Origin of the sequence: Riemerella anatipestifer (assembly GCF_009670965.2) — a bacterium.
In the GTDB taxonomy this organism is placed as follows: Bacteria; Bacteroidota; Bacteroidia; order Flavobacteriales; family Weeksellaceae; genus Riemerella; species Riemerella anatipestifer_B.
In genome coordinates this window covers 17,070-42,846 of record NZ_CP073239.1, presented here as the reverse complement: position 1 = coordinate 42,846, position 25,777 = coordinate 17,070, and the positions used below count along the sequence as shown (strand labels likewise).

The 25,777-nt window shown below is 35.2% G+C and carries 19 protein-coding genes; 16 read left to right on the top strand and 3 right to left on the bottom strand.

Annotated elements, in window-relative coordinates; all coding sequences use genetic code 11:
- Window positions 1-19: 19 nt before the first annotated feature.
- On the bottom strand, window positions 20-2,884 hold the full coding sequence (locus tag D1J36_RS00190) for a M16 family metallopeptidase (protein ID WP_154136969.1): 2,865 nt from the start codon (window positions 2,882-2,884) through the stop codon (window positions 20-22).
- 216 nt (window positions 2,885-3,100) lie between these two features.
- Here D1J36_RS00190 and D1J36_RS00185 point away from each other — a divergent pair, with 216 nt between their 5' ends.
- The 14 genes from D1J36_RS00185 to groL all read left to right on the top strand — a co-directional run bounded on the left by D1J36_RS00185 (window position 3,101) and on the right by groL (window position 20,381).
- Window positions 3,101-3,811: a hypothetical protein gene (locus D1J36_RS00185; RefSeq protein ID WP_225908241.1), complete on the top strand. Its 711-nt coding sequence runs from the start codon at window positions 3,101-3,103 to the stop codon at window positions 3,809-3,811.
- A 446-nt stretch (window positions 3,812-4,257) separates the two neighbouring features.
- Window positions 4,258-6,687: an alpha-ketoacid dehydrogenase subunit alpha/beta gene (locus D1J36_RS00180; RefSeq protein ID WP_154136968.1), complete on the top strand. Its 2,430-nt coding sequence runs from the start codon at window positions 4,258-4,260 to the stop codon at window positions 6,685-6,687.
- 75 nt (window positions 6,688-6,762) lie between these two features.
- Complete coding sequence (locus tag D1J36_RS00175; RefSeq protein WP_154136967.1) at window positions 6,763-7,890, top strand: DegT/DnrJ/EryC1/StrS family aminotransferase; 1,128 nt, start codon at window positions 6,763-6,765, stop codon at window positions 7,888-7,890.
- A 9-nt stretch (window positions 7,891-7,899) separates the two neighbouring features.
- Window positions 7,900-8,916, top strand: coding sequence for a UDP-glucose 4-epimerase GalE (gene galE / locus D1J36_RS00170; protein ID WP_154136966.1), 1,017 nt, complete (start codon window positions 7,900-7,902; stop codon window positions 8,914-8,916).
- Window positions 8,913-9,263: a VOC family protein gene (locus tag D1J36_RS00165; RefSeq protein ID WP_004919835.1), complete on the top strand. Its 351-nt coding sequence runs from the start codon at window positions 8,913-8,915 to the stop codon at window positions 9,261-9,263. The genes galE and D1J36_RS00165 overlap by 4 nt, the downstream gene beginning before the upstream one ends.
- Window positions 9,263-9,898 carry a 16S rRNA (guanine(527)-N(7))-methyltransferase RsmG gene (gene rsmG, locus D1J36_RS00160; RefSeq protein ID WP_052910802.1) on the top strand — a complete coding sequence of 212 codons (636 nt, stop codon included), beginning with the start codon at window positions 9,263-9,265 and terminating at the stop codon, window positions 9,896-9,898. The genes D1J36_RS00165 and rsmG overlap by 1 nt, the downstream gene beginning before the upstream one ends.
- 32 nt (window positions 9,899-9,930) lie before the next feature.
- Window positions 9,931-12,597: a PD-(D/E)XK nuclease family protein gene (locus D1J36_RS00155; protein ID WP_154136965.1), complete on the top strand. Its 2,667-nt coding sequence runs from the start codon at window positions 9,931-9,933 to the stop codon at window positions 12,595-12,597.
- Window positions 12,598-12,608: 11 nt separating this feature from the next.
- Entirely contained in the window at window positions 12,609-13,013 is a 405-nt protein-coding gene (locus tag D1J36_RS00150; protein WP_014938579.1) for a hypothetical protein, read from the top strand.
- A 97-nt stretch (window positions 13,014-13,110) separates the two neighbouring features.
- Entirely contained in the window at window positions 13,111-13,956 is an 846-nt protein-coding gene (locus tag D1J36_RS00145; protein ID WP_154136964.1) for an HAEPLYID family protein, read from the top strand.
- Window positions 13,957-14,057: 101 nt separating this feature from the next.
- Window positions 14,058-15,188 (top strand): DNA polymerase III subunit beta, encoded by a 1,131-nt coding sequence (gene dnaN, locus D1J36_RS00140; RefSeq protein WP_154136963.1) that lies wholly within the window; start codon window positions 14,058-14,060, stop codon window positions 15,186-15,188.
- A gap of 139 nt (window positions 15,189-15,327) precedes the next feature.
- A complete protein-coding gene (gene pheT, locus D1J36_RS00135) occupies window positions 15,328-17,730 on the top strand; it encodes a phenylalanine--tRNA ligase subunit beta (RefSeq protein WP_154136962.1) in 2,403 nt (800 codons plus the stop codon).
- A gap of 17 nt (window positions 17,731-17,747) precedes the next feature.
- On the top strand, window positions 17,748-18,161 hold the full coding sequence (locus D1J36_RS00130; RefSeq protein WP_004919814.1) for an META domain-containing protein: 414 nt from the start codon (window positions 17,748-17,750) through the stop codon (window positions 18,159-18,161).
- Window positions 18,162-18,396: 235 nt separating this feature from the next.
- Entirely contained in the window at window positions 18,397-18,675 is a 279-nt protein-coding gene (locus D1J36_RS00125; protein WP_004919811.1) for a co-chaperone GroES, read from the top strand.
- 77 nt (window positions 18,676-18,752) lie between these two features.
- Entirely contained in the window at window positions 18,753-20,381 is a 1,629-nt protein-coding gene (gene groL, locus D1J36_RS00120; protein ID WP_154136961.1) for a chaperonin GroEL, read from the top strand.
- 158 nt (window positions 20,382-20,539) lie between these two features.
- On the opposite strand, the gene aspS is transcribed toward groL, so the two are convergent.
- Window positions 20,540-22,288, bottom strand: a complete 1,749-nt coding sequence (aspS, locus tag D1J36_RS00115) for an aspartate--tRNA ligase (RefSeq protein WP_154136960.1) — start codon at window positions 22,286-22,288, stop codon at window positions 20,540-20,542.
- 168 nt (window positions 22,289-22,456) lie between these two features.
- On the opposite strand from aspS, the gene asnB reads away from it, so the two are divergent.
- Window positions 22,457-24,127 (top strand): asparagine synthase B, encoded by a 1,671-nt coding sequence (gene asnB / locus D1J36_RS00110; RefSeq protein WP_154136959.1) that lies wholly within the window; start codon window positions 22,457-22,459, stop codon window positions 24,125-24,127.
- 196 nt (window positions 24,128-24,323) lie between these two features.
- Window positions 24,324-24,938, top strand: coding sequence for a porin family protein (locus D1J36_RS00105; protein WP_154136958.1), 615 nt, complete (start codon window positions 24,324-24,326; stop codon window positions 24,936-24,938).
- A gap of 107 nt (window positions 24,939-25,045) precedes the next feature.
- Here D1J36_RS00105 and pncA read toward each other — a convergent pair whose 3' ends face one another.
- Window positions 25,046-25,651: a bifunctional nicotinamidase/pyrazinamidase gene (pncA, locus tag D1J36_RS00100; RefSeq protein ID WP_154136957.1), complete on the bottom strand. Its 606-nt coding sequence runs from the start codon at window positions 25,649-25,651 to the stop codon at window positions 25,046-25,048.
- Window positions 25,652-25,777 lie beyond the last annotated feature (126 nt).

Sequence of the window (25,777 nt, the reverse complement as noted above, 5' to 3'; positions counted from 1 at the left end):
TCTGACTTTTTTCTTGTTTTTAATAACCGAATAAATCTTCTATACTTAACTCCCGTACTGCTCCTAAACTTTTTAGATAATTTAAGTCAAGGCTTTTGGCTTGTCCTATAATGGCGGTGTGGTACGGTATCGGTTTTATGTTTTGATTATAAAAATCAGTTAAATCGTCTAAACTAAGCGAGTTTATCTCATCATAAATATCCTTTCTAATGTCGTAGCTATATCCCCATTTTTGCATCGCAAGATAATTGAAATATAAATTCTGCTTCGTAAGTCTTTGTGAGGCAATTTGCTTCAGAGCAGAACTTTTAGCATTATTGAATTGAGACTTGACTTGTGGAAGTTCGCTCATCAGTTCGTTTATAGAGTTTAGAGCGATTTCCATTTTGTCTGCTTGAGTGCCAAGGTAAGACGTTACATAATCATACTTTTTGAGTTGGCTAGGGTAGGTGTAAGACACATAAGCTGAATATGCCAACGATTTAGATTCTCGTATTTCCTGAAATACAATAGAAGATAAACCTCGCCCAAAATATTCATTAAAGACGCTTATTCGTCCAAAGTTTTTAGGATTGATTTCTTCGCCTCGTCCTACCTTCATTATTTCCACCTGTACCATATCATAATCTACTAGATAGACTTTGTTTTGGTTAGTGAGTGGCTCTGGGTAGTTTTTAGGAGTTGGAGGCGTAAGGTTTCCTTTGGTAAGACCTATATCTAATAATGCTGATTTAAACGCTTCAATATCTTGCCCATAGAAGAATAGTTCATAAGGGTAATCCAACAATATTTGGGTTCTTTGTGTAAAATCTTCCGCTTTAGCCGTTTGTAACCTTTCTTTGGTGATAACATCTCGGAAACGAGAGTTTTCTCCATATTTAGCATAATTTACTAAGGCTCTCGTAATTTGGTTTTTGTCCTTTTTACTTATTTCACGAGCGTCTAAGATGGTGGCTACCATAGTTTGATAAATAGAGTTATCAGGCTGTATATTCCTTAGCCAATGTACCATTAGTGCAACTCCTTTAGCAAGATTTTCCTCCAAGCCGCCCAACATAATGCTAATGTTATCTGTACCAACTTGGAAGCTGTAATTAACCCCTATTTTGTAAAACTCTTGTTTTATTTCTTCGGGAGAATAGCGGTCGGTTCCCATATATTCCAACACTTCTAGTACCAAACCTAGCTCTTTATCATTATCCGTTCCCATAGGGAAAATAAAATTCATTTGAGCGAGGTTGTTTTGGGTGTTTTTAATGGAGCTTAGTTTAATCCCATTGAGGTTATCCTCTAATATTTCTTTAGAATAATCGGCAAAAATAGGAGCTATATCGTGAGTTTTCTCTGCGAGGAGTTGCGTTAAAAATTCAGATTGAGCTTCCTTATTGATTTTAATAGGCGTTATTTTAGGGTTTTCTACGCGTATGAGTTTATCATTTTCGCCTCTTTCTTTATAAACTACCACATAATTTTCGCCAAAAAACTCGTTGGCAAAACTAATGACTTCTTTTTTAGTAATGGTTTCGTATAGATTGAGTTCGTTTAGTTCTTCGTTCCATTCTCTTTCTTTAATGAAGGTTTCGTAAAGGAGTGTGGCGAGTCCATCGGCAGTTTCTAGTTGTTTTAATCTTCCTTTTTTAATATCGTTGATGATGGCAGGGATAAGCCAATCAGGGAAATCTCCTTTTTTCAAGGCTTCTATTTGAGATAGAATTAAATCCTTCGCTTCGTCCAAAGTTTGATTTTCTTTTGGAACGATGACGATAGATAAAAATCCGTAAGACTTAAATGGAGAATGAAACGCCGATGCTCTTAAGGCGGTTTGTTTTTGATTGATGTTTAAATCAATAAGTCCTACCTCGCCGTTGTTTGAAAGGATTTGAGTGCATATCTCGGTAAGTCTAGCTTCTTGAGTGCCATAGCTATGAGAACGCCACGCCATCTGAAGTCTAGGTGCAGAAGGACTTTTAATAGTTCTTTTAATAATGTTGCTTATAGGTTGCTCTATAATGGGTGTTTTTGGAGGCAACTCTCTAAAATAAAAAGTGCCAAAATAGCGTTCAGCTAAAGCAATAGTTGGTTCAAAATCTAAATCTCCCACCAAAATAAGGGCATAATTGTTAGGAACATAGTATTCGTTAAAATACTTATGTAAGGCTTCCATAGACGGGTTTTTTAGATGTTCGGCTTTACCGAGGGTAGTTTGTTGCCCGTTGGGGTGATTAGGGAAAAGAGCGTCCATAATTTCATAATGCACCAATCTAAAATCGTTATCTTGGGCTCTATTGAACTCTTCATAAACCGACTCTAGCTCGGTATGGAATAGCCTTAAAGCTAGCTCCGAAAAGCGTTCTTTTTCTACTTTAAACCATTTTTCCAACTCGTTGGACGGAATGTTGTTTTTATACACCGTTTCGTCTAGCCAAGTGTGGGCGTTAGTGCCAGAAGCCCCTAGAGAAGATAAAATTTTGTCGTATTCGTTGGGGATAGCATACTGTGCTGCCTCTTGAGAAATAGTGTCTATCTCTTTGTAAATTTGCTTTTTTTCTTCCTCGTTTTGGGTGGCTTTGTGCTGCTCAAACAAATCGGATAATTTCTGTAAAAGAGGTCGTTCTTTTTCCCAGTCAAGGCTACCTATTTTAGAAGTACCTTTAAACATCATATGCTCCAGATAGTGGGCAAGACCAGTATTGTCTTTGGGGTCGTTATTACTTCCTGTTCTTACGGGGATATAAGTTTGTATTCTGGGAGCATCAGAATTTTTGGAGAGGTACACTTTAAGACCATTTTTTAGCGTGTATATTCTTACTTGGTTGTCGTCGTTAGTTACCGATAGGTATTCTAGCCCATTCTTATCGGTGTGGGATATTACATCATATTTCATCACTTGCAAAAATCTTTATTGAGGTGCAAAGATACCTTAGTTAGAGTAATAATTGGTAAAATATTTAGAAATGAAGTCAAAAAGGAGGTCTGTTTTAGATAAAGTTTTTAAATTTGGGGTGCTGTAATGTTTAGTAGATATCATCCGAAACACTAAAATAGAATGATTAAGATGCTTAGAGGTTCATTTTATGAGCCTCATTTTTGTATAAAAATAATGATTTTATTTATTGCAGGATTTAGTTTAATATCTTGTTCTAGTACTTTTTTTCTACGAAATGCAGGGGTACTAGATGAAAGGGTAAACTTACAAGAGATAGACTATAAAGGTAAAAAAGTGGTCTTTTTAGGCATTCGTCATATTGGGACTAAGAGCTACTATCTTAATATTAAAACTGCAATAGACTCTTTAAAGAAAGAAGAATATCTATTTCTATTGGAGGGACTAAATAAAGACGGTTCTAAAGAGGATTCAATAGTTTTTTATGATAAAAAAATGAGAAAAATATTGGGCGTTGGTGTTTCATCTAAATATATTGATACTTTGAATTACAAGATTCTTGGAAAAATAAGCTATTCTCCAGAGCTTAACCTTATTGACCAGCCGTCTTACGAAAAACTGGGGATAAAAAATACTTATATTGTATCAGATACTAATTCAAAAATATTGGTCAAAGAGTTTGAAAAAAAATACGGTGAAATTTTGTTGGATAAATGCGATTTGGAGACCGAAATTGCTCAAATCTACACCTGTAATACATTAAGCAGAAAACAAAGAAAGTATTTCGTTGAAGATTTTGTCCAAGATTTCAGAAACAGAATAGTAGTTGATGATATAGATTCGGTATCTAGCACTAAAATTTGTGTCATATATGGGGAAAGGCATATAGAAAAGATTAAAAATATTCTGAAGCAAAACTCAAAATAAAATTAACCCAGAAAGAACAATATTCTTTCCGATGAGGAATACAATAAAGGCTCGTAGGAATACAAAAATGGTAATGAGGAACACAAAAACCGCCGTGAGGAATACAATAAAGGCTTGTAGGAATAGAAGAATGACCGTGAGGAATAGAAGAATGATTGTGAGGAGCTCATTATTTTAATGAGGAATTAAAAAACGGCTTTGAGGAATAGAAGAATGAACAGTTTTTATTCATAAAATTGAAAATAATTCAAAAAAATACTTTAGTAAGCCTTGTAACCTTACAGAATTATCCTATCAATAGCCTCCTTTAATAGCAACAAACTCATTTTCTCTCTTAACAAATATCTACGATTGGAGGGAGATGATTTTTTTCAATACGAATAAAGTAGAGTACCCTAAAATATTTCATTTAGAATTATTATATTTGTCAAAATTCAAAACGAGTTATGAGTACAACTTACATAGAGTCTCAAAAAGTGTCTTTTGAGGATTTTAAAAATAGTATTTTAAACGATTATAAACTAGGGAGAATTTCCCGAGAAATGTCCTATCTAGGTAGGAGAGAGGTGCTTACAGGAAAAGCAAAATTTGGTATCTTTGGTGATGGTAAAGAGTTGCCACAGTTGGCGATGGCAAGGGTATTTAGAAACGGCGACTTTAGGTCGGGATATTACAGAGACCAGACTTTTGCCTTAGCAATACAAGCCGTAAGTGTAGAGAGTTTTTTCGCACAGCTTTATGCAGATACAAGTGTAGAAAGAGAGCCCGCATCGGCAGGAAGACAAATGAACGGGCATTACGCTACTAGAAGCCTTAACGAAGATGGCAGTTGGAAAAACTTAACAGAACAGAAAAACATTTCTTCCGATATATCACCTACGGCGGGGCAGATGCCTAGACTTTTAGGTTTGGCACAAGCCTCCAAAATTTATAAAGAAATCCAGTTTGAAGGTTCAGAAAAATTCTCTCGCAATGGCAACGAAGTAGCTTTTGGGACGATAGGAGATGCCTCCACTGCGGAAGGTCATTTTTGGGAAACCCTCAATGCTGCGTGTGCCTTGCAAGTCCCTATGATTGTAAGTATTTGGGACGATGGCTACGGTATTTCTGTGCCTACACACAACCAAAGAGCCAAAGCAGATATTACCGAAATGCTATCAGGTTTCCAAAGAAAAGAAGGTAAAGCTGAAGGTTGCGAAATCATTACCGTAAAGGCGTGGGATTATCCAGCTTTGTTAGACGCTTACGCTAGAGCAGAAGATTTTGCAAGGAATCAAAGCATTCCAGTGGTAGTTCACGTTAAAGAAGTTACGCAGCCACAAGGGCACTCCACATCGGGTTCTCACGAAAGATACAAATCAGAAGAGCGATTGAATTGGGAAGCAGAGTACGATGGTCTTAAACAGTTTAGAGAATGGATACTCAATTATAGCATAGAAATAGACGGACAAGCGGAAATTCTTGCTACGGCAGAAGAATTAGATGCCTTAGATAAAGAAGCAAAAAAGGAAGTTAAGGAAGGACAAAAAAGAGCGTGGGAAGCTTACCAAAACGCTATTAAATCTGTTAAGTATAAAGGTCTATCGGCGGTAGAAAAACTTAAAGCTCAAAATACTCAAGTAGAGTCTTTATTGCAAGATTTTGGTAAAATCATATCAGTTGGAAAGAGAGAAGTGTTCCATCTGATGAGAAAAGCACTATGGCTTACAAGAGGGCAAGATTCTGCGGAAAGAAAAGATTTAGAAAAGACTTATCAAGAGCTTTTATTGCAGGAGCAAGACCATTATTCATCTCATCTTTACTCTCAATCTCAATGGAAGGCAACTAATGTAAAAGAAGTAAAGCCAATTTATAGTGATAATTCCGAAGAAGTGGACGGAAGGGTAGTGGTAAGAAATAATTTTGATAAAATATTTGAAAAATATCCACAAACCTTAGTTTTTGGAGAAGACACAGGGAACATTGGTGATGTAAACCAAGGTCTAGAAGGAATGCAGGAGAAGTATGGCGCAACGAGAGTGGCAGATACAGGGATTAGAGAAGCCACTATCTTAGGTCAAGGGATTGGTATGGCGATGAGAGGGCTTCGTCCAATTGCAGAAATTCAATATTTAGACTACATTCTCTACTGTTTGCAAGGTATGAGTGATGATTTGGCAACAGTACAATACAGAACTAAAGGGGGACAAAAATCTCCAGTAATTATAAGAACCAGAGGGCATAGATTAGAAGGAATTTGGCATTCAGGCTCTCCTATGGCGGGGATACTTAACTTGTCCAAAGGAATTTTGGTATTAGTTCCTAGAAACTTAACTAAAGCAGCTGGGTTTTACAACACAATGTTACAAAGTGATGAACCTGCGGTAATTGTGGAGTGTCTTAATGGTTATCGTTTAAAAGAAAAACAGCCAGACAACCTAGGCGAGTTTACCGTGCCTGTGGGTAAAATAGAGGTAACGAAAGAAGGGGCAGATGTTACCCTTGTTACTTATGGTTCTACTTGGCGTGTGGTGATGGAGGCAGCTAAAGAACTAGAGCAGTTAGGCATTTCAGCGGAAGTGATAGATGTTCAGTCGTTAATTCCGTTTGACTTAGAGCACGAAATTGCGAAAAGCGTTCAGAAGACCAATCGTTTGGTGGTGATAGATGAGGATGTGGAAGGAGGAACTTCTGCCTTTATTCTTCAGCAAATTTTAGAAAAACAAAAAGCCTTTAGATATTTGGATAGCGACCCAGTAACCATTACGGCTAAAAACCACAGACCAGCTTATGCTAGTGATGGAGATTACTTTAGTAAACCATCTGTGGACGATATAGTGGAGGAAGTTTATGCGGTGTTTCACGAAACCAATCCAAATAAATTCCCTAAAATATAAACAATAATAAAAATTGATAAGAGCGATTGTTTAACGGCAGTCGCTCAACCTATTTAATACATAAAACTCAATATTATGAGAAAGATACAAATGGTAGATTTGCAGAGCCAGTATTTTAAAATTAAAAATGAAGTGGATAATGCGGTGCTTAATGTAATGCAGTCGGCACAGTTCATCAATGGTTCGGAGGTTAAATCTTTCCAATCCGAGTTAGAAGAATATTTAGATGTAAAGCACGTAATCCCTTGTGCTAACGGTACAGATGCACTCCAAATAGCTTTAATGGCTTTAGGTTTAAAAGAAGGAGATGAGGTAATTACTGCAGACTTTACCTTTGCTGCAACGGTTGAGGTGATACATTTATTAAAGTTGAAAGCCGTTTTGGTAGATGTGGACTATGATACCTTTACTATAGATACAGAGAAGTTAAAGGAAGCCATTACTCCAAAGACTAAAGCGATAATTCCTGTGCATTTATTTGGACAATGTGCTAATATGGAGGAGATTCTAAAGATAGCGAAGGAACACAATATTTTTGTAGTAGAAGACAATGCACAAGCCATAGGTGCGGAATACACTTTTGCCGATGGAACAACTAAAAAATCTGGCACAATGGGAAGCATAGGAACGACATCGTTCTTCCCGTCTAAAAATTTAGGGTGTTACGGAGATGGAGGTGCTATCTTTACTAATGATGATGCTTTGGCTCACCGTCTAAGAGGAATTGTAAACCACGGAATGTACGAACGCTATTATCACGATGAGGTGGGTGTTAATTCAAGACTAGATAGCATACAGGCAGCGGTTCTAAGAAAAAAACTACCACATTTGGATAACTATAACGAAGCTAGACGCAAAGCTGCGGATTTTTACGATGAGGCTTTTAAAGATTGTCCTCATATTTTAACTCCAAAAAGAGCAGAAAATTCAACGCACGTATTTCATCAATACACTCTTAGAATCCTTAATGGAAAAAGAAATGAACTTCAGCAATATTTGGCAGAAAAAGAAATTCCTGCGATGATATACTATCCTGTGGCACTTAGAAAGCAGAAGGCTTACTACCAAGAAAGTAATGATGCCGATTTTATAAATACAGACCGTTTGTTATCCGAAGTAATTTCATTACCAATGCATACCGAGTTAGATGACGAACAGTTAAAATATATTACGGAAACTGTTTTAGAGTTTGTAAATAAATAAGAAAGAGTTATGACAATATTAGTAACGGGAGGTTTAGGCTATATAGGCTCTCACACAGTGGTTGAACTACTGAATGACGGTTTTGATGTTGTGATTGTAGATGATATGTCTAATTCGGAGAGGTTTGTGCTTAAAAACATTGAAGAAATTACAGGCAAAAAACCTATTTTCTATCCTTTTGATTTAAAACGAAGAGAATTATTAAATCAAGTTTTAGATGCTCATAATATAGAAGGTTGTATCAACTTTGCTGCTTTTAAAGCGGTGGGAGAAAGCCAAGTGAAACCGATAGATTACTATGAGAACAATCTATTTTCCTTAATCAATATATTACAAGAATTTAAAGAACGAAATATATCTAACTTTATATTTTCTTCGTCGTGTACGGTTTATGGTCAGGCAGACGAAATGCCGATAGACGAAAATACACCACTTAAAACTCCAGAATCTTCCTATGGTAAAACCAAGCAGATGGGAGAGGAGATTTTAAAGGATTTTTCTAGAGCTCACGCTAAAAAAGTGTCTTTGTTGAGGTACTTTAATCCCATTGGGGCACATCCTTCGGGCAAAATAGGAGAGTTACCGTTGGGAGTACCTAACAATTTGGTGCCTTATGTTACACAAACAGCGGCAGGGATTAGAGAGAAACTTAGTATTTGGGGAGACGATTATCCAACGCCAGATGGTACTGCGATTAGAGATTATATTTACGTGGTAGATTTAGCTAAGGCTCATTTGGCAGCACTTAAAAAGCTCATCAATGCAAAAGAAGAGACTGTTTTGGATATTTATAATTTGGGAACAGGGCAAGGTTCTTCGGTTTTAGAAGTCGTTAAAGCTTTTGAAAATGCCAATCGGGTAGAAGTACCGTATCAAATATGCAGTCGTAGAGAAGGCGATATTACCATAGCTTATGCCAATGCTGATAAGGCAGAGAGAGAACTCGGTTGGAAAGCTGAAACCTCTTTAGAAGAAGCTCTTAGAACGACTTGGGAATGGCAAAAATATCTAGAACAGAGTAGATGATAAAGGGAATATATGCTTGTTGGATTTATGTAAGTAATTTAGAATTATCCATAAGATTTTATCAAGAAATAGGTTTTAACCTAAAATTGATAGAGGGAGATTGGGCTGAATTTGAATTCAATGGAGGCAGTTTTGCTTTGTTAAGGAGACCAATTGAAAAAGGTAAGGTTGTACCCACAAAAACGAGAATTATGTTTGAAGTTGATGATATTTTTTCCATATATAATATTTTGAGTGAGAAAAGTGTAAAAATGATAGGAGGTATTAAGAAAGAAAGTTATGGCAATTTACTCACTTTTGAAGATATTGATGGACATTGGTTAGAATTCTTTGAAAAGAAGGTTTGATGAAAAAAGATTTAATACTAAAATATTTCCCAGAGCTTACCGAGCAGCAGCAACATCAGTTTGCATTGCTAGAGCCTCTCTATAAAGAGTGGAACGAGAAAATAAATGTAATTTCTAGGAAAGATACGGATAGCCTTTATGAAAAGCATATATTGCATTCTTTGGGTATCGCTAAGGTAATGCCTTTTTCTGAAGGGACAAAAGTTCTGGATATTGGTACTGGCGGTGGATTTCCAGGGATACCTTTAGCAATAATGTTCCCAGAGGTAGAGTTTACCTTAATAGATTCTATTGGGAAGAAGATAAAAGTAGTACAAGCGGTATCAGAGGCATTAGAACTGAAGAATTTAACAGCCATACACGGAAGAGCCGAAAAACTTAAGGATAAATACCATTTTGTAGTCAGCAGAGCGGTTACGCAGATGCCTGTGTTTTTGCGATGGCTAAAAGGAAAATTTGAAAAAGAACAATTTAATCCTAAACATAATGGCGTACTTTATCTAAAAGGCGGCGATTTGGCGGAGGAATTAGCAGGACTTAAATGCGAGATATTCAATCTTAAAAACTACTTTGAAGAAGAATTTTTTGATACCAAAAAAGTAGTGTATCTTTCTAAAGGTAACTTCAATTCATAAAAGTTAAAACATAGATTTAGCAAAAAATACTGATGAATTTCCTTAATAAAATTGTAGATGAATTATTAGAGCAGTCATCGGATTTATCTCGGTTTAACATCGTTTTACCAGGTAAAAGGCCAGTGGTGTTTATTAAGGATATTCTAAAAAATCAAAAAAAATACTCGGGGCTACTTCCTCAATTTTCTACCATTGAGGAACTTATTAAGGATATTTCTGGCTACCAAGAAATCAAAGGGATTTCCTTATGGCTGTTTGCTTATAATGTTTACAGACAGTTATTTCCGACAGAAGATTTTGGTCAGTTTTTAAAATGGTTTCCAACATTATTGAAGGATTGGGACGATATTTTAAAATTTTCTGATTCTGATGAGGCAGTGTTGGAATATATGTTTGATGAGGAACGCATTAAAAATTGGGGAGAAACTTTAGGCGAAGAAGACAATGCAAGGCAGAGAAATCTCAACTTTTGGCGAAAAATGACTGCCTTTTTGCCATTACTAAAAAAAGAACTTAAAGATAAGCAATGGGCAACCTCTGGAATGCTTCATCAGGAAGCCAAATCTAAAGTTAAATTATTTGCAGAGCAAACATCGGAGCAATATGTTTTTTGTGGTTTTAATGCCTTTACACCAGTTGAAGAATTGCTGGTAAGGCAGTTGTTACAATGGGACAAAGCACAATGTTTTTTCCAAGCGGACGAATATTATATTAAAGATAAAAGGCAAGAGGCAGGGCAGTTTTTAAGGCGTTATATAGACTGGGCGGAGTTTAATGATTACAGAAACTTTAGTTGGGTAGAGAATCAGTTTTCTCAATCTAAAAATATCAATGTTTACGAGGTTTCGGGCAATGTTACCCAAACGCAGGTGATTCCTAAAATATTCAAAGATTATAAAGAGTCAGACTATTCTAAGACAGCGTTGGTCTTGCTAGACGAGAATTTGCTTCCTGCGTGTTTAGAAGTCCTATCAGAAGTGCCTAAAGTTAATATTACGATGGGGCTTCCGCTTAAGAATTTATCTTTTAGCAACGCTATGAAACAGATTTTTTATCTGCACAAACAGCTGGAGAAAAAATCATCAACTTATTATCATCACGATGTCGTGGGGATTTTGGAAACTTTGCCAACTGATGGGCAGGAAGATAAAATCATTAGAGCTTTTGTAAACTACATTTCGGAGCATAATATTGTTTATGTTTCCTACTCTCTTTTAAAAGAATATTTGGGTGGATTGAATTTCTTTAACATCTTTGAAAAACAAGGCGTTAAGGAGTTGCTAAATATATTGATAGATTTTTGTTATCAGTTGAAATACAAACCTATAGATGATATTCAGTACGAGAATATTTCTTATTTTGAAAAGAGTTTTAAAATCGTTAAAAATCAATTAGAGCCTTACCAATTTGAAGTAAGTATAGAAGATTTAGAGGTTTTGGTTAATCAGATGGTAAGTGCAGAGTCTGTGGATTTTCAAGGTGAACCATTGTCTGGTTTGCAGGTTATGGGGTTGCTAGAAACCAGATTGCTCAATTTTGAAAACATCATTTTGCTATCCACTAACGAAGGTAAACTTCCGCTAGGGAACTCACAAAATACCTATCTGCCTTTTGATGTAAGAAAGAACTTCGGACTTAATACTTTCTTGGAGAACGATGGTATTTATGCCTATCATTTCTACCGATTGTTGCAGGACGCTCATCATATCCATTTACTTTATAATGCCTTGTCTTCAGGCGTTAATACGGGAGAGAAAAGCAGATTTATCACTCAAATAGAAATGGAAAGTCCTCATCAAGTGCAAAAAATTATGGTGGAGAATGAGTCTCAACCTGTAGAGGTGCTTCCGATGGTGGTTTCTAAAACTTCACAAGTAATGGAGCGGCTCAAAGAATGGCAACATAATATTGCGGCATCACACCTTACCACTTACCTCTATAATCCTATTGATTTTTATGCTAAAGTGGTTTTAAAGATAAAGGAAACTTCCGAAATAGAGGAGGAGCTTTCTCTCAGAAACTATGGTAATTTAGTGCATTACGCATTGGAGTTTTTATACGGTAAATTAAAAGGAAAGATATTAACTCCACAGGATTTAGAATTGGCAATCACTCAAATAGATGAAAGTGTTGAGTTTGCAATAAAAACACTAAAACATCAGCCCGAATTTTACGAAAGAGGTATGAATTTCGTACACCAACAAATGGCTAAAAAAGTCATAGGGGATATTTTAAAGTTAGATTTGGAGTTGGTTTCTAGCGGGAATACCTTAGAAATACTAGATTTAGAAAAGGAAATCAAGAATGTTAAATTTAAGGTTTCAGATGAGTTAGAAGTGGCTTTTAAAGGTTTTATAGATAGGATTGATAGGCTCAACGGAAATCTAAGAGTGATAGATTATAAAACGGCTAAAACTAAAAATCTAAGGTTAAAAATTTCTGATAAAAATAGGGAAACATTACTTAAAAATAAAGACTATAAACAAGCACTTCAGCTTTGTATTTATGCCTATGCTATGGGGCAACTTTCCGAGTTTTTGGGTAAGGATATTAGTTGTGGGATATGGAGTTTTGCAGAGGTAGGTCGTGGAGTGCAAATGCTAGAAATAGACGGCAATTTATCCGATGCTATGGTGTCAATATCAAGTATTATTACGGAAATTCTTAATCCTGATATAGATTTTGAGGAAAGTGTTTAGAAAGATATATTATGGCGAAAAAGAGTATCATTAAAATGAATAATTTCAGAAATAAAACTTTTCTAAAATTTCTTTGGGGAATTTTGGGAGTTTATTTCATGAATATAAGCATAGATACTCCAGATGATGATAGATACTATTTCTCAGAAACTTCAAATTATAATGATATGGAAAGCATTATAGAGGTTATTGTAGAAAAAGTATTTAAGTATGAAAATGCCATAGAAGAATCCGAGGAGTATGATTTGGATAATTATACTAAAAAAGCTAAATATAACTGGTTTTTTGGATTATTTTCTCCGTGTAAATCAGTTCAAATGATTGAGTTTTATTTCTCAAAATATATTTGCACCGTTGGAGTATCCAAACTCCTTAACGGCTTTTCTCAATTTGATGTGCCTCCGCCTAAAATTTGATTTTAATTTATAAATGGTTTATGATAATGATGGTTCTTAATTGAATTAAGGACTATTTAGAGTTGTGAAATAAATTTAGATTAAAATCAAAAATAATATGAATTTTAAAAGAATAATACTACTTGTCTTAGGCTTGGTATCTGCTATGTTGTTTTCTCAAAGTATTAACAATGAAAAAGACAGTCTTTATATAGCAGAGGTGGAAGACACTAAAGAACCAGCCAAAGTTTTACACGCAGAACCTTTGTATATAGATTTGATAAGGGATTTAGGAGCGAGAAAAGGAGAAAAAGAATGGAATTTAGGACTTGGGTTAACAGATAAACTCAATTTTGATGCTTATGAAGCATTGGTAGAGTACGAATGGGCTCCTATTGATAGGTTAGGGCTAGAAGTGGAGCTACCGTTTACATTCTATTCTCCTACGGGAAACGAGAGAGTGCAGACACCGTCTAGTAAACTTAATAGTCTGAAATTGGCTTTACAATGGTCGTTTTTGGTAAATGAAGAAAAAGCGACTACCATGGCTTTAGGCTACATCAATGAGTTAGAGTTTTCAGATTTTGGACGCTTTGGAAAACCTTTAATTAAAGGAAATGTTTACAACCCATTTTTTGTGGTGGCTAAACGATGGGGAAATAATTTCCATACCTTGGTTTATACAGGACCAATGATAGAACAAAGTTTTATTACCAATAAATCTCACACCATGTACGATGTACATTCTAGTTTCCATTATATGATTTCGGGGACAAGGAATTTTGTGGGAGTTGAGTTTAACAAAACCTTTGATAGAGGTAATTTTGATATGGTCATGCGTCCTCAGATGCGTTTGGGAATTTCGGAGCAGCTGATGCTGGGTGTTGTGGTGGGAATTCCTGTAAGTAGAGAAAATGAACGATTGAGCTCTTTTCTAAGGTTGATATGGGAGCCTAAACACTAGTATTTGTTAATAACTTTTTGAGTCTAGAAGTTCAAAAAATGTTACTTTTTTTCATTGTTTTATTACAATTACCTATATTTGTATCCAAATAATTTTTATTTATGAGATTTATCGTAGCAAGTAGCGAGTTACAAAAGGCTTTACAAGTGGTAAGTGGTGTGATTTCCAGTTCACAATCACGCCCTATTCTAGAAAACTATTTGTTCGAACTAGATAATCAAAATCTTAAAATTACTTCGTCTGACGGAGAGACTACTTTGGTAACTTCTCTAGAGGTAATGTCTGAAGATCAAGGTAAAATAGCAGTTCCTGCGAAGACTTTTCAAGAATTAATAAAGACCTTTGGGGAACAGCCTTTAACTTTTACAGTAAAGGAGTCTGCTAATGAAATGGGAGCTTTACTAGAAATTCTAGATGATAGAGATAACTATGAGGTGGCTTTAGACAATGCAGAGGATTATCCAGAATTGCCAGAATTTGATGCTTCTCAAAGTGTTACAATCCCTTCAGGGGTGTTAGCAGAAGCGTTGGTAAATACTTTGTTTGCTACAAGTAATGATACGCTTCGCCCTGTGATGACGGGAGTTCTATTCCAATTTGGAGAAAATGAGGCTAATTTTGTATCTACAGACTCTCATAGATTGGTAGTTTACAAGAGAAAAGATATTAAAAATAGTGAGCCTATAGAGTTCATTATGCCTAAAAAACCATTGAGTATTTTTAAAAATATTCTAGCCAATACGGAGGAAGAGGTTGTTATTGAGTTTAATGAGAATATGGCTAAATTTACTTTTGGTAATCATATTTGGATTTGCCGTTTAATAGATGGTAAATATCCTAATTATTCTGCGGTAATCCCTCAAGAAAACCCTAATTTGCTTACAGTAAATAGAAATTTACTACTTAGTTCTATTAGGAGAGCATCTATTTTATCTAACAAGTCTACTAATCAAGTAAGGTTTAAATTATCAGGTAATATTCTTCATCTACATGCAGAGGATACTGAGTTTGCTAATAAAGCAGATATGCAGATTCCTTGCGATTATAAAGGAGAAGATATCAACATTGGTTTCAGTTCTAAATTTTTAACAGAAATGTTATCAGTTTTGAGTTCTGATGATGTATTGATGAGAATGTCTCAGCCTAACCGTCCAGGTATTTTAGAACCGATAGATGGTTTAGATGAAAACGAACATATTTTAATGCTTTCTATGCCTGTCATAGGAATGTAATTAGTAATAGCTAAAGTGATTGTATATTAAATTACTTTCAGAATTTGAGATTTGAAATAACAAATCTCAAATTTTGTTTTAAGGAAAATTTAAGTCAATATTTTAAAAATAATAAAGATTTTCAAACACATAATAAAGAATGAAAATATCAAATAATTGGTTAAAAAACTACATCAAAACCGACTTGAGTTCAGAGAAGATAGGAGCTTACCTTACGGACATAGGGCTAGAAGTAGAGGGTATAGAAACTTTTGAAAGTATAAAAGGAAGTTTAGAGGGTATTGTGGTAGGTAAAGTTTTAACTTGTGAAAAACACCCAAACGCAGATAAACTCAAAAAAACAACCGTAGATGTAGGAGAAGGTAAGGTTTTAGAAATTGTATGTGGAGCACCTAATGTAGAGGCTGGGCAATTAGTGCCTGTGGCGGTAGTAGGAACAACGCTTTATGATAAAGAAGGGAATAGTTTTGAAATCAAAAAGGCTAAAATAAGAGGAGAGGTATCCGAAGGAATGATATGTGCTGAAGATGAACTAGGGTTAGGGACTAGCCATGATGGAATTATGGTTTTAGATGAAACTCATGAAGTAGGAAAACCTTTTGCAGATTATTTTGAAATCACTAAAGATGAAGTCTATGAAATAGGGCTAACGCCTAACAGAACAGATGCAATGTCTCATTATGGTGTGGCTAGAGATTTGAATGCTTTTCTGTACGCGTCTAATATCACCGAAACGGAGTTTGAAAAGGTATCGTCTGATATTTTTCAGCCAGAAGGTGAGCATGGATTTTCTATAGAGGTAGAAGATGCAGAGCTTTGCCCTAGATATATAGGAGCTGTTTTGGATAATGTTAAGGTAAAGCCTTCTCCAGAGTGGCTGAAAAATAAACTTAAAGCCATAGGTTTAAATCCTATCAATAATGTGGTAGATGTTACCAACTATATTTTACACGGTTTGGGGCAGCCTCTACATGCGTTTGATGCAAATAAAATTTCTGGACAAAAAGTAGTTGTAGGTGTTTGTAATTCTGGAACCAAATTTACCACTTTAGATGGTGTAGAACGAACGCTTAACGGTACGGAAATTATGATAAAAGACGCTTCGGATAAGCCAATGTGTATTGCAGGGGTATTTGGTGGAGCAGATTCTGGCGTTTCAGATTCAACGACAAAAGTTTTCCTAGAAAGTGCTTATTTCAATCCAGTATCGGTGAGAAAAGCGGCGAAAGCTCATGGTTTAAATACAGATGCATCTTTCCGTTTCGAAAGAGGTGTAGATGTTAATGCGGTTAGAATAGCCATTACTAAAGCGATAAGCCTTCTTAAAGAAGTGGCAGAAGCGGAACTTATAGGAGATTTAATAGAAGTTTATCCTGAGAAAATAAATCCGCATTATGTGCTATTTAGATATTCTAAGTTAGACCAAATTCTAGGAGTTAAAATCCACCGTGAAACGGTAAAAAAGATATTAAAATCGCTTGAAATAGAAATTCTTAACGAAATTCCAGACGGTCTAGAGCTTTCTGTGCCGACTTATAGGGCAGATGTTACTAGAGAAATAGATGTGATAGAGGAAGTGCTTAGAATCTATGGATATAACAAAATAGATAGCCCTCAGAAGATTGCGTTTTCGCCAGTAAAATTGAGTTTTGAAGACCAAGATGCTTTAGAAAATACTTGGGCTAGATTGTTACAGTCCAACGGATTTAATGAAGTGATGAACAACTCACTTACTACGGTGAAAGATGAAACCAATGCAGTTAAATTACTTAATCCATTGAGTAATGATTTGGCATTTATGAGAACTTCTTTATTAGAAGGTTTATTACAAAATGCAGTCTATAATATCAACCGTAAAAATACAGATGTTAAGTTTTTTGAGTTAGGTAAAATCTATCATAAATTTGAAACTTATAAAGAAAGAAAGCAACTAGCAATGCTGATTTCTGGTAGACATCAATCTGAAAATTGGCTTGTACCAAAATCTAGTACAGATTTCTATCACTTAAAGTCTTATGTTAAATTGGCGTTAGAAGTTTTAGGAATTACTATTCAGGAGAAACCTTTGCAAGATGTTCGTTTCAGTGATGGGTTAGAATTTGTTTTTGATGGTAAGGTATTGGCAAGGCTAGGTAAGGTGGCACCAGAATATCTTAAATCAGCAGATATGGAGCAGGAGGCTTTTTATGCAGAGATAGAAGTAGAGGCTTGTCAAGAATTGAGAACTAAAGGTAACTTTAAGTTTAGAGAAATACCTAAATTTAATAAGATAAGAAGAGATTTAGCGTTACTTTTAGATAAAAACATCACTTATTCAGATTTATATCAAGAGGTTATGAAGAAGCCATCGCCGTATCTTAAATCGGTTAATTTGTTTGATGTTTACGAAGGTAAGAATTTGCCAGAGGGTAAGAAATCTTACGCTTTGAGTTTTGAACTTCTTAACGAAGAAAAAACATTAGAAGAAAAAGAAATTTCAGAAATAATGGGAGGGCTAATCACGCTCTTTGAGAAAAATTTTAATGCAGAGCTACGCTCGTAAATACAAATAAAAAGGTTATGAAAAATATAATATTAACATTAGGTATAGGTTTGCTGATGTTTTCTTGTGCTACGGTTGGTAATACAACTACAACTAAGAGTAAAAAGAATCAAGTTAGTCTATTATCAACAGAGTGGGTTTTAGCGGAAAGCAGACTCGGCTCTAGCAAAGTACCTACTTTAACAGTAGAAACAGAGAAAGTATCAGGAAATTCTGGGTGTAACAATTATTTTGGACAGCTTAAAATAGATGCACAAACGGGAGCTTTCTCGGTAGAGAATGTGGGTTCTACTAGAATGGCTTGTAAGGATATGTTGGTGGAGCAAAACTTTCTAAAAATGTTGGAAAAAGCCAATAGATACGAAAGTGATGGCATTACTCTTACACTTTACAAAGACCAACTGCCACTAATGAAATTCAGTAAGAAGTAGATTGTTTTGATTAAATAATATAAAACGGATTGAAGAAGAGTTTTCAATCCGTTTTTTGTTTATATAGAGGTAATAGGAAATTTTTTATCACTACTATTTTAATTCTTGTCATATTTTTTAATTCTTTGTCATTTTAATGTGTCAAAATGTCTTGTACTTGGTGTTGTATGGTGTTTGGCATTTTTTTCGTGCTTAAGGATAAGAGTAAAATTAAACAATAAAAATTTTAAACAATATGTCAGTAAATTTTAAACCGTTATCAGACAGAGTTTTGGTAGAACCAGCAGCAGCTGAAACTAAAACGGCATCAGGAATTATTATCCCAGATACAGCGAAAGAGAAACCTCAAGAAGGTGTAGTAGTAGCTGTAGGTGCAGGGAAAAAAGATGAGCCTATGACTGTAAAAGTAGGAGATAAAGTGCTTTATGGTAAGTATTCTGGTACAGAACTTAAACTTGATGGCAAAGATTATCTTATCGTAAGAGAAGGAGATCTTTTAGGTATTTTAGGTTAAAAATCAATCAATAAAAAATAAGTAATACAGAAGTTTAATCTGTGTTTTCATAACAACAATTTAATTAAATAAACAAAATGGCAAAAGACATTAAATTTGATATAGAATCAAGAGACGCACTTAAAAGAGGTGTAGATGCATTAGCAAATGCAGTTAAGGTAACTTTAGGACCTAAGGGTAGAAACGTAGTTATAGAAAAGTCTTTCGGTGCTCCACATGTAACTAAAGATGGTGTTTCTGTGGCTAAAGAGATAGAGCTAGAGGACAAAGTAGAAAATATGGGAGCTCAAATGGTAAAAGAAGTAGCATCTAAAACCAACGATTTGGCGGGAGATGGTACCACTACAGCTACTGTATTGGCACAGGCTATCGTGAGAGAAGGTCTTAAAAATGTGGCTGCTGGAGCTAATCCTATGGATTTAAAAAGAGGGATTGATAAGGCGGTTTCTACTGTAATAGAAAACTTAAAATCTCAATCTCAAGCAGTAGGAGATTCTTCTGAAAAAATCAAGCAAGTAGCTTCTATTTCTGCAAATAACGATGATGCAATAGGTAGTCTTATCGCTGAAGCTTTTGGTAAAGTAGGTAAAGAAGGTGTAATTACTGTTGAGGAGGCTAAAGGTACGGATACTACGGTAGATGTGGTAGAAGGTATGCAGTTTGACAGAGGTTATCAGTCACCTTATTTCGTTACAAATCCAGACAAAATGGTAGCGGAGTTAGACAATCCGTACATCCTTTTAGTAGAGAAGAAAATTTCTTCAATGAAAGAATTATTGCCTGTTTTAGAGCCAGTAGCTCAGCAAGGTAAAGCTTTACTTATCATTTCAGAAGAGGTAGAAGGTGAGGCGTTGGCAACATTAGTAGTTAACAAACTAAGAGGTTCTTTAAAAATCGCTGCAGTAAAAGCTCCAGGATTTGGAGATAGAAGAAAGGCAATGTTAGAAGATATTGCTATCTTAACAGGTGGACAAGTAGTTTCTGAAGAAAGAGGCTTTACTATGGATAATGTAACTATTGATATGCTAGGTAGAGCAGAAAAAGTAGTTATAGATAAAGACAATACTACGGTAGTGAATGGTGCTGGAGATGAAGTTCAAATTAAAGCTAGAGTTAATCAAATCAAAGCTCAAATGGAAAGCACTACTTCTGACTACGATAGAGAAAAATTACAGGAAAGATTAGCTAAATTGGCTGGTGGTGTAGCAGTTCTTTATGTAGGTGCAGCTTCTGAAGTAGAAATGAAGGAGAAGAAGGATAGAGTAGATGACGCATTACATGCTACTAGAGCGGCAGTGGAAGAAGGTATCGTAGCTGGTGGAGGTGTAGCTTTGGTAAGAAGCATTGCTTCTCTTGAGAATCTTAGCGGTGCTAACCAAGATGAAAACACTGGTATTAAAATAGTTAAAAGAGCTATAGAAGAGCCATTGAGACAAATCGTAGCTAATGCAGGCGGTGAAGGTTCTGTAGTGGTAGCTAAAGTTTCAGAAGGTAAAGGAGACTTTGGATATAATGCTAAAACTGACGAGTATGTTAATATGCTAGAAGCGGGGATTATAGACCCTACTAAAGTGACTAGAGTGGCATTAGAAAATGCAGCTTCTGTGGCTGGTATGCTATTAACTACGGAGTGTGTAATTACGGAACTACCTAAAGAAGAATCAGCAATGCCACCAATGGGAGGCGGAATGCCAGGTATGATGTAATATCATTATAATATTAACTAAAATAAAAAACCGCTTTTTTTGGCGGTTTTTTTTAATTAGTCTGTGAAAACTACTCTATTAGGGGGGAGTAATTTCTTCTCTCTATAATAGAATAAAATATAAAAAACCTCTCTTTAAGAGAGGTTTTACTATATTATTTAGTTTCTTAGTTTTAAGTGTAATTCTTCTAATTGTTCTTCTGCAATGTTGCTTGGAGCATCTATCATGACATCTCTACCACTATTATTTTTAGGGAAAGCAATATAATCTCTAATAACTTCGTTGCCGTCTAAAATAGCCACTAATCGGTCAAAACCAAAGGCAAGTCCGCCATGAGGAGGAGCACCATATTTAAAGGCGTTCATTAAAAATCCGAATTGTGCTTCTGCTTCTTCTTCTGTAAAACCTAACAGATTAAACATTTTAGATTGTAGATTTCGGTCATAAATACGGATAGAACCACCGCCAATTTCGTTACCATTAAGTACCAAGTCATAAGCATTAGCTCTCGCTTTGCCAGCCTCATTTTCTAGTAAATGTAAATCTTCTTTCTTTGGTGAAGTAAATGGGTGATGCATCGCATGGTAACGCTGAGATTCCTCGTCCCACTCTAAAAGAGGGAAATCTACCACCCAAAGAGGAGCAAACTCATCAGGTTTTCTTAAGCCTAACCTGTTGCCTAATTCCATTCTTAGAGCAGAAAGTTGAGTTCTTACGGTGGAAGCTGTTCCACTCATGATAAGCATTAAATCACCAGCTTTTGCTCCGAATTTTTCAGCAATCAGTTTTAAATCTTCTTTAGTGTAGAATTTATTAACCGAAGAGGTTAGTGTTCCGTCTTCTTGATATTTTACCCAAACCATGCCGGTAGCACCTATCTGTGGGCGTTTTACCCAATCTATAAGTTCATCTATTTGTTTTCTAGTATAGTTTGCACAGCCTTCTACATTGATACCTACTACCAACTCTGCTTCATCAAATATTTTAAAATCTTTTCCTTTAACAATTTCATTCAACTCAGTAAATACCATTCCGAATCTGATGTCTGGCTTGTCGTTACCATACTTTTGCATAGCCTCTGCAAAGGACATTCTAGGGAAGATTCCGAAATCTTTCCCTGTAACTTTCTTTAGGAGATGAGCTGTCATACCTTCAAATACCTTCATAATATCTTCCTGTTCTACAAATGCCATTTCACAATCTATTTGAGTGAATTCAGGCTGTCTATCCGCTCTTAAATCCTCATCTCTAAAACATTTTACAATTTGGAAATATTTATCCATTCCGCCTACCATTAAGAGTTGCTTAAAGGTTTGTGGAGATTGTGGTAGAGCGTAAAACTGCCCCTCATTCATACGGCTAGGTACTACAAAATCTCTAGCTCCTTCTGGGGTAGATTTAATGAGTACAGGTGTTTCTACCTCTATGAAACCTTGGTTAGAAAGGTAATTCCTCACTTCTTGTGCCATCTGACTACGGAAGATGAGTTTGTTTTTTACAGGAGTTCTTCTAATATCCAAGTAGCGATATTTCATTCTAAGTTCTTCACCGCCGTCTGTTTCATCCTCTATGGTAAAAGGCGGAAGTTGAGATTCATTTAAAATATTTAGTTCTTCTACCAATATTTCTATTTCTCCTGTAGGGATTTTAGGATTTTTGTTACTTCTTTCAATAACCTTTCCTTTGGCTTGTATTACAAATTCTCTTCCTAATTTTTTAGCTTTCTCTAGTAGCTCTTTAGTAGTTCTTTCCTCATCTAAAACAAGTTGAGTGATACCATAGCGGTCTCTAAGGTCTATCCAGACTACGAAACCTTTATCTCTTATCGTCTGTACCCAGCCAGAAAGTGTTACATTTTCATTAAGATTTTTTAGCGAAAGTTCACCATTGGTATGTGTTCGGAACATAATATTCTTTAAGTATTATAGTTTATTTTACAATCTGTGCAAAGATACGGAATTGCCCTCAAAAAATATTTTTCTTTCACTTTTTTTCTTTTTTTTGATTTAAAAAAGGCTTGGTATCATATAAATATAATAAATTTGTCGTAGATTTATAATTTTAGGAGAATATATATGTGTGGAATTGTTTGTGCTTTTGATATAAAGCAATCGGCGGAGAGTCTTAGACCTCAGGTATTAGAAATGTCAAAAAAGATACGTCATCGTGGTCCAGATTGGAGTGGTGTGTATAGTGACGATAAAGTGGTTATCGCTCACGAGCGTCTAGCTATTGTGGATCCTACTTCTGGGAAACAGCCACTGTTCAGCCCTGACGGAAAGTTGGTTTTAGCTGTAAATGGTGAAATTTATAATCATAGAGAAATTCGTAAAAGATTTGAGGGGAAATATCAGTTTCAAACAGAATCAGACTGTGAAGTTATTTTGGCTCTTTATCAAGAGAAAGGTAAAGATTTTGTAGATGAACTTAATGGTATTTTTGGATTTGCCCTTTATGATACTGAAAAAGATGAATATTTTATCGCTCGTGACCACATGGGGATTATCCCATTATATATAGGTTGGGATAAAAATGGAACTTTTTATGTAGCTTCTGAACTTAAAGCTTTAGAAGGTTATTGTTCTAAAATAGAAATATTTCCTCCAGGTCATTATTGGCATAGCAAAGAAGCTAAATTTGAGCAGTGGTACAAAAGAGAGTGGAGAGCGTTTGACAATGTAAAAGACAATGCCACTAATCTGTCTGAGCTTAGAGAAGCTTTAGAAGCTGCCGTTCACCGTCAGTTGATGTCTGATGTGCCTTATGGTGTACTACTTTCAGGCGGTTTAGATTCTTCTATTACTTCAGCCATAGCTAAAAAATATGCTGCTAAAAGAATAGAAACTGATGACCAATCTGAAGCATGGTATCCTCAACTACATTCGTTTGCGGTAGGGTTAGAAGGTTCTCCAGACCTTAAAGCAGCGAAAGAAGTAGCAAAGCATATAGGGACCATTCATCATGAAATAAAATTTACAATACAAGAAGGTTTAGATGCTATAAGAGATGTAATTTATTACCTAGAGACTTACGATATTACTACGGTAAGAGCTTCTACGCCAATGTATTTAATGGCGAGAGTAATTAAATCTATGGGGATAAAAATGGTGCTTTCTGGAGAAGGCTCAGATGAACTTTTTGGAGGTTATCTTTATTTTCATAAAGCTCCGAATGCAGAAGAGTTTCATAACGAAACGGTAAGAAAATTAGATAAACTCTACCAATATGACTGCCTAAGAGCTAATAAATCTCTTATGGCTTGGGGGATAGAAGGACGAGTACCGTTTTTAGATAAAGAGTTTATGGATGTAGCTATGCGTATCAACCCGAAAGATAAAATGATTACTCCAGAGCGAATGGAAAAATGGGTGCTTAGAAAAGCCTTTGAAGATGTCTTACCAGAATCTGTAGCGTGGAGACAAAAAGAGCAATTTTCTGATGGAGTAGGCTATAGCTGGATAGATAAGCTTAAAGAACTAGTGAACGAAAAGATAACAGATGAGCAATTAGCTAATGCTAAGTTTCGTTTTCCTGTACAAACGCCTACATCTAAAGAAGAATATTATTACAGAAGTATTTTTGAAGAACACTTCCCTTCAGAAGCGGCAGCACTTACTGTTCCGTCTGTGCCATCTGTGGCATGTAGCACACCTACCGCACTGGCTTGGGACGAATCTTTCAAAAATATGAACGATCCTTCTGGAAGAGCCGTAGCAAAGGTACACACCGAGGCTTACCGAAAATAGATATTTAATAATCTTAAAAATAATTAAGGTTGAGGTTTGGATTGAAAAATATTCCAAACCTTTTTTATTGAATTGAAATACAGTAGATGAAGATTATTTTCACGCTTATTTTTAATCAATTGTTTAATTTTGGCAAGCCTTTTGATTAGAAAGTTATTGTAAAAAACAAATTTTATAAAATTAAAAAATTGGAATTATGAAAAAATTATTTTTAGGATTAGCGGTAGTAGCTGGTTCATTTGCATTTGGACAACAATTTGGAGCAAAAGCAGGTTTAAATGTATCTTCAATCTCTAAAGATGGCTATGATGATACCAAAGCAAAAGTAGGTTACTATGCTGGGGTATTTCTAAACGCTCCTGTATCGGAGAATTTTAGCATTCAGCCTGAGGTGCTTTATAACAATTTAGGTTCTAAAACAACTGAAACTATTAGTTCATTAAAACGTGAAAGAAAACTCAATTTAGATTATATCTCAGTTCCTGTAATGTTCCAGTATAAAGCAACTCCTGAGTTTTACTTGGAAGCTGGACCAGAGTTTAGCTTTTTAGTAGGAGCAAACTCTAAGACTTCTTATGAGACACCTCTTGGTTCAGGGCAACTTCCTAAAGAACTTAATAAGGATAACTTTAATGGATTTAATTTTGGTATGGGGTTAGGTCTAGGGTTTAATATTACACCAAACATAGGTGTTAACGCTAGATATGTAGCTGGTTTTACAGATATTTCTAAAAATGGAGAAACTTCTGTATCAGATAATAAAACTAACAAAAACAATACTTTTCAAGTAGGTTTAGGAGTTAAATTCTAAGAAATATTTTAACAAAAGGAAAGCTGAGAGGGAAACTTTTCAGCTTTTTTATTTATATTGATATGAAAGAAAAAACACTTATAAATAGTTATAAGTGTTTTATTTTTTTAACCTAAAATGGTAACACCATTTTCTAACATTTCGTAGATGGCATCTCTTCCGTTTTCAGGTTTTACATTTACAGCACGAGTACCATTAAAGTGTAAACAGGTTAAGAATCCTTCTTTAACAGCATCTAAACAAGTATATTTAACGCAATAATCTAGTGCTAAGCCAACAATTTCTACTAATTGTATATCGTTTTCTTTAAGATAATCGGCTAGCCCTGTTTTCATAAAATGATTATTGTCCTGAAAAGCACTATAACTATCTATTTCAGAGTTTTTACCTTTTTTTACAATATAATCTACTTTGCTAGTATCTAGGTCTTTATGGAATTCTGCACCAAAAGAATTTTCTACACAATGGTCTGGCCACATAAATTGTGGTACGCCGTTCAGTGATATGGTTTCACCTACTTTTTTACCATTATTAGAAGCAAATGATTTGTGATTTGCAGGGTGCCAATCTTGTGTGAAAATTATTTTATCATATTGGTTTTCCTCGATTAAAAGGTTGATGTAAGGGATAATTTCATTAGCGTTTGGTACAGCTAAAGCTCCTCCTTCGCAGAAATCATTCTGAACATCTACTACAATAAGTGCTTTTTTCATCTTTTAAATTTTTTATAATTTCATTACGAAACAAATTTTTCGCCAAATTAAAATTACTGACAAATAGACAGGTTTATAACTTTTGTATTTGGTATTAAATATTTCAATGTTGCAGACAACTTATTT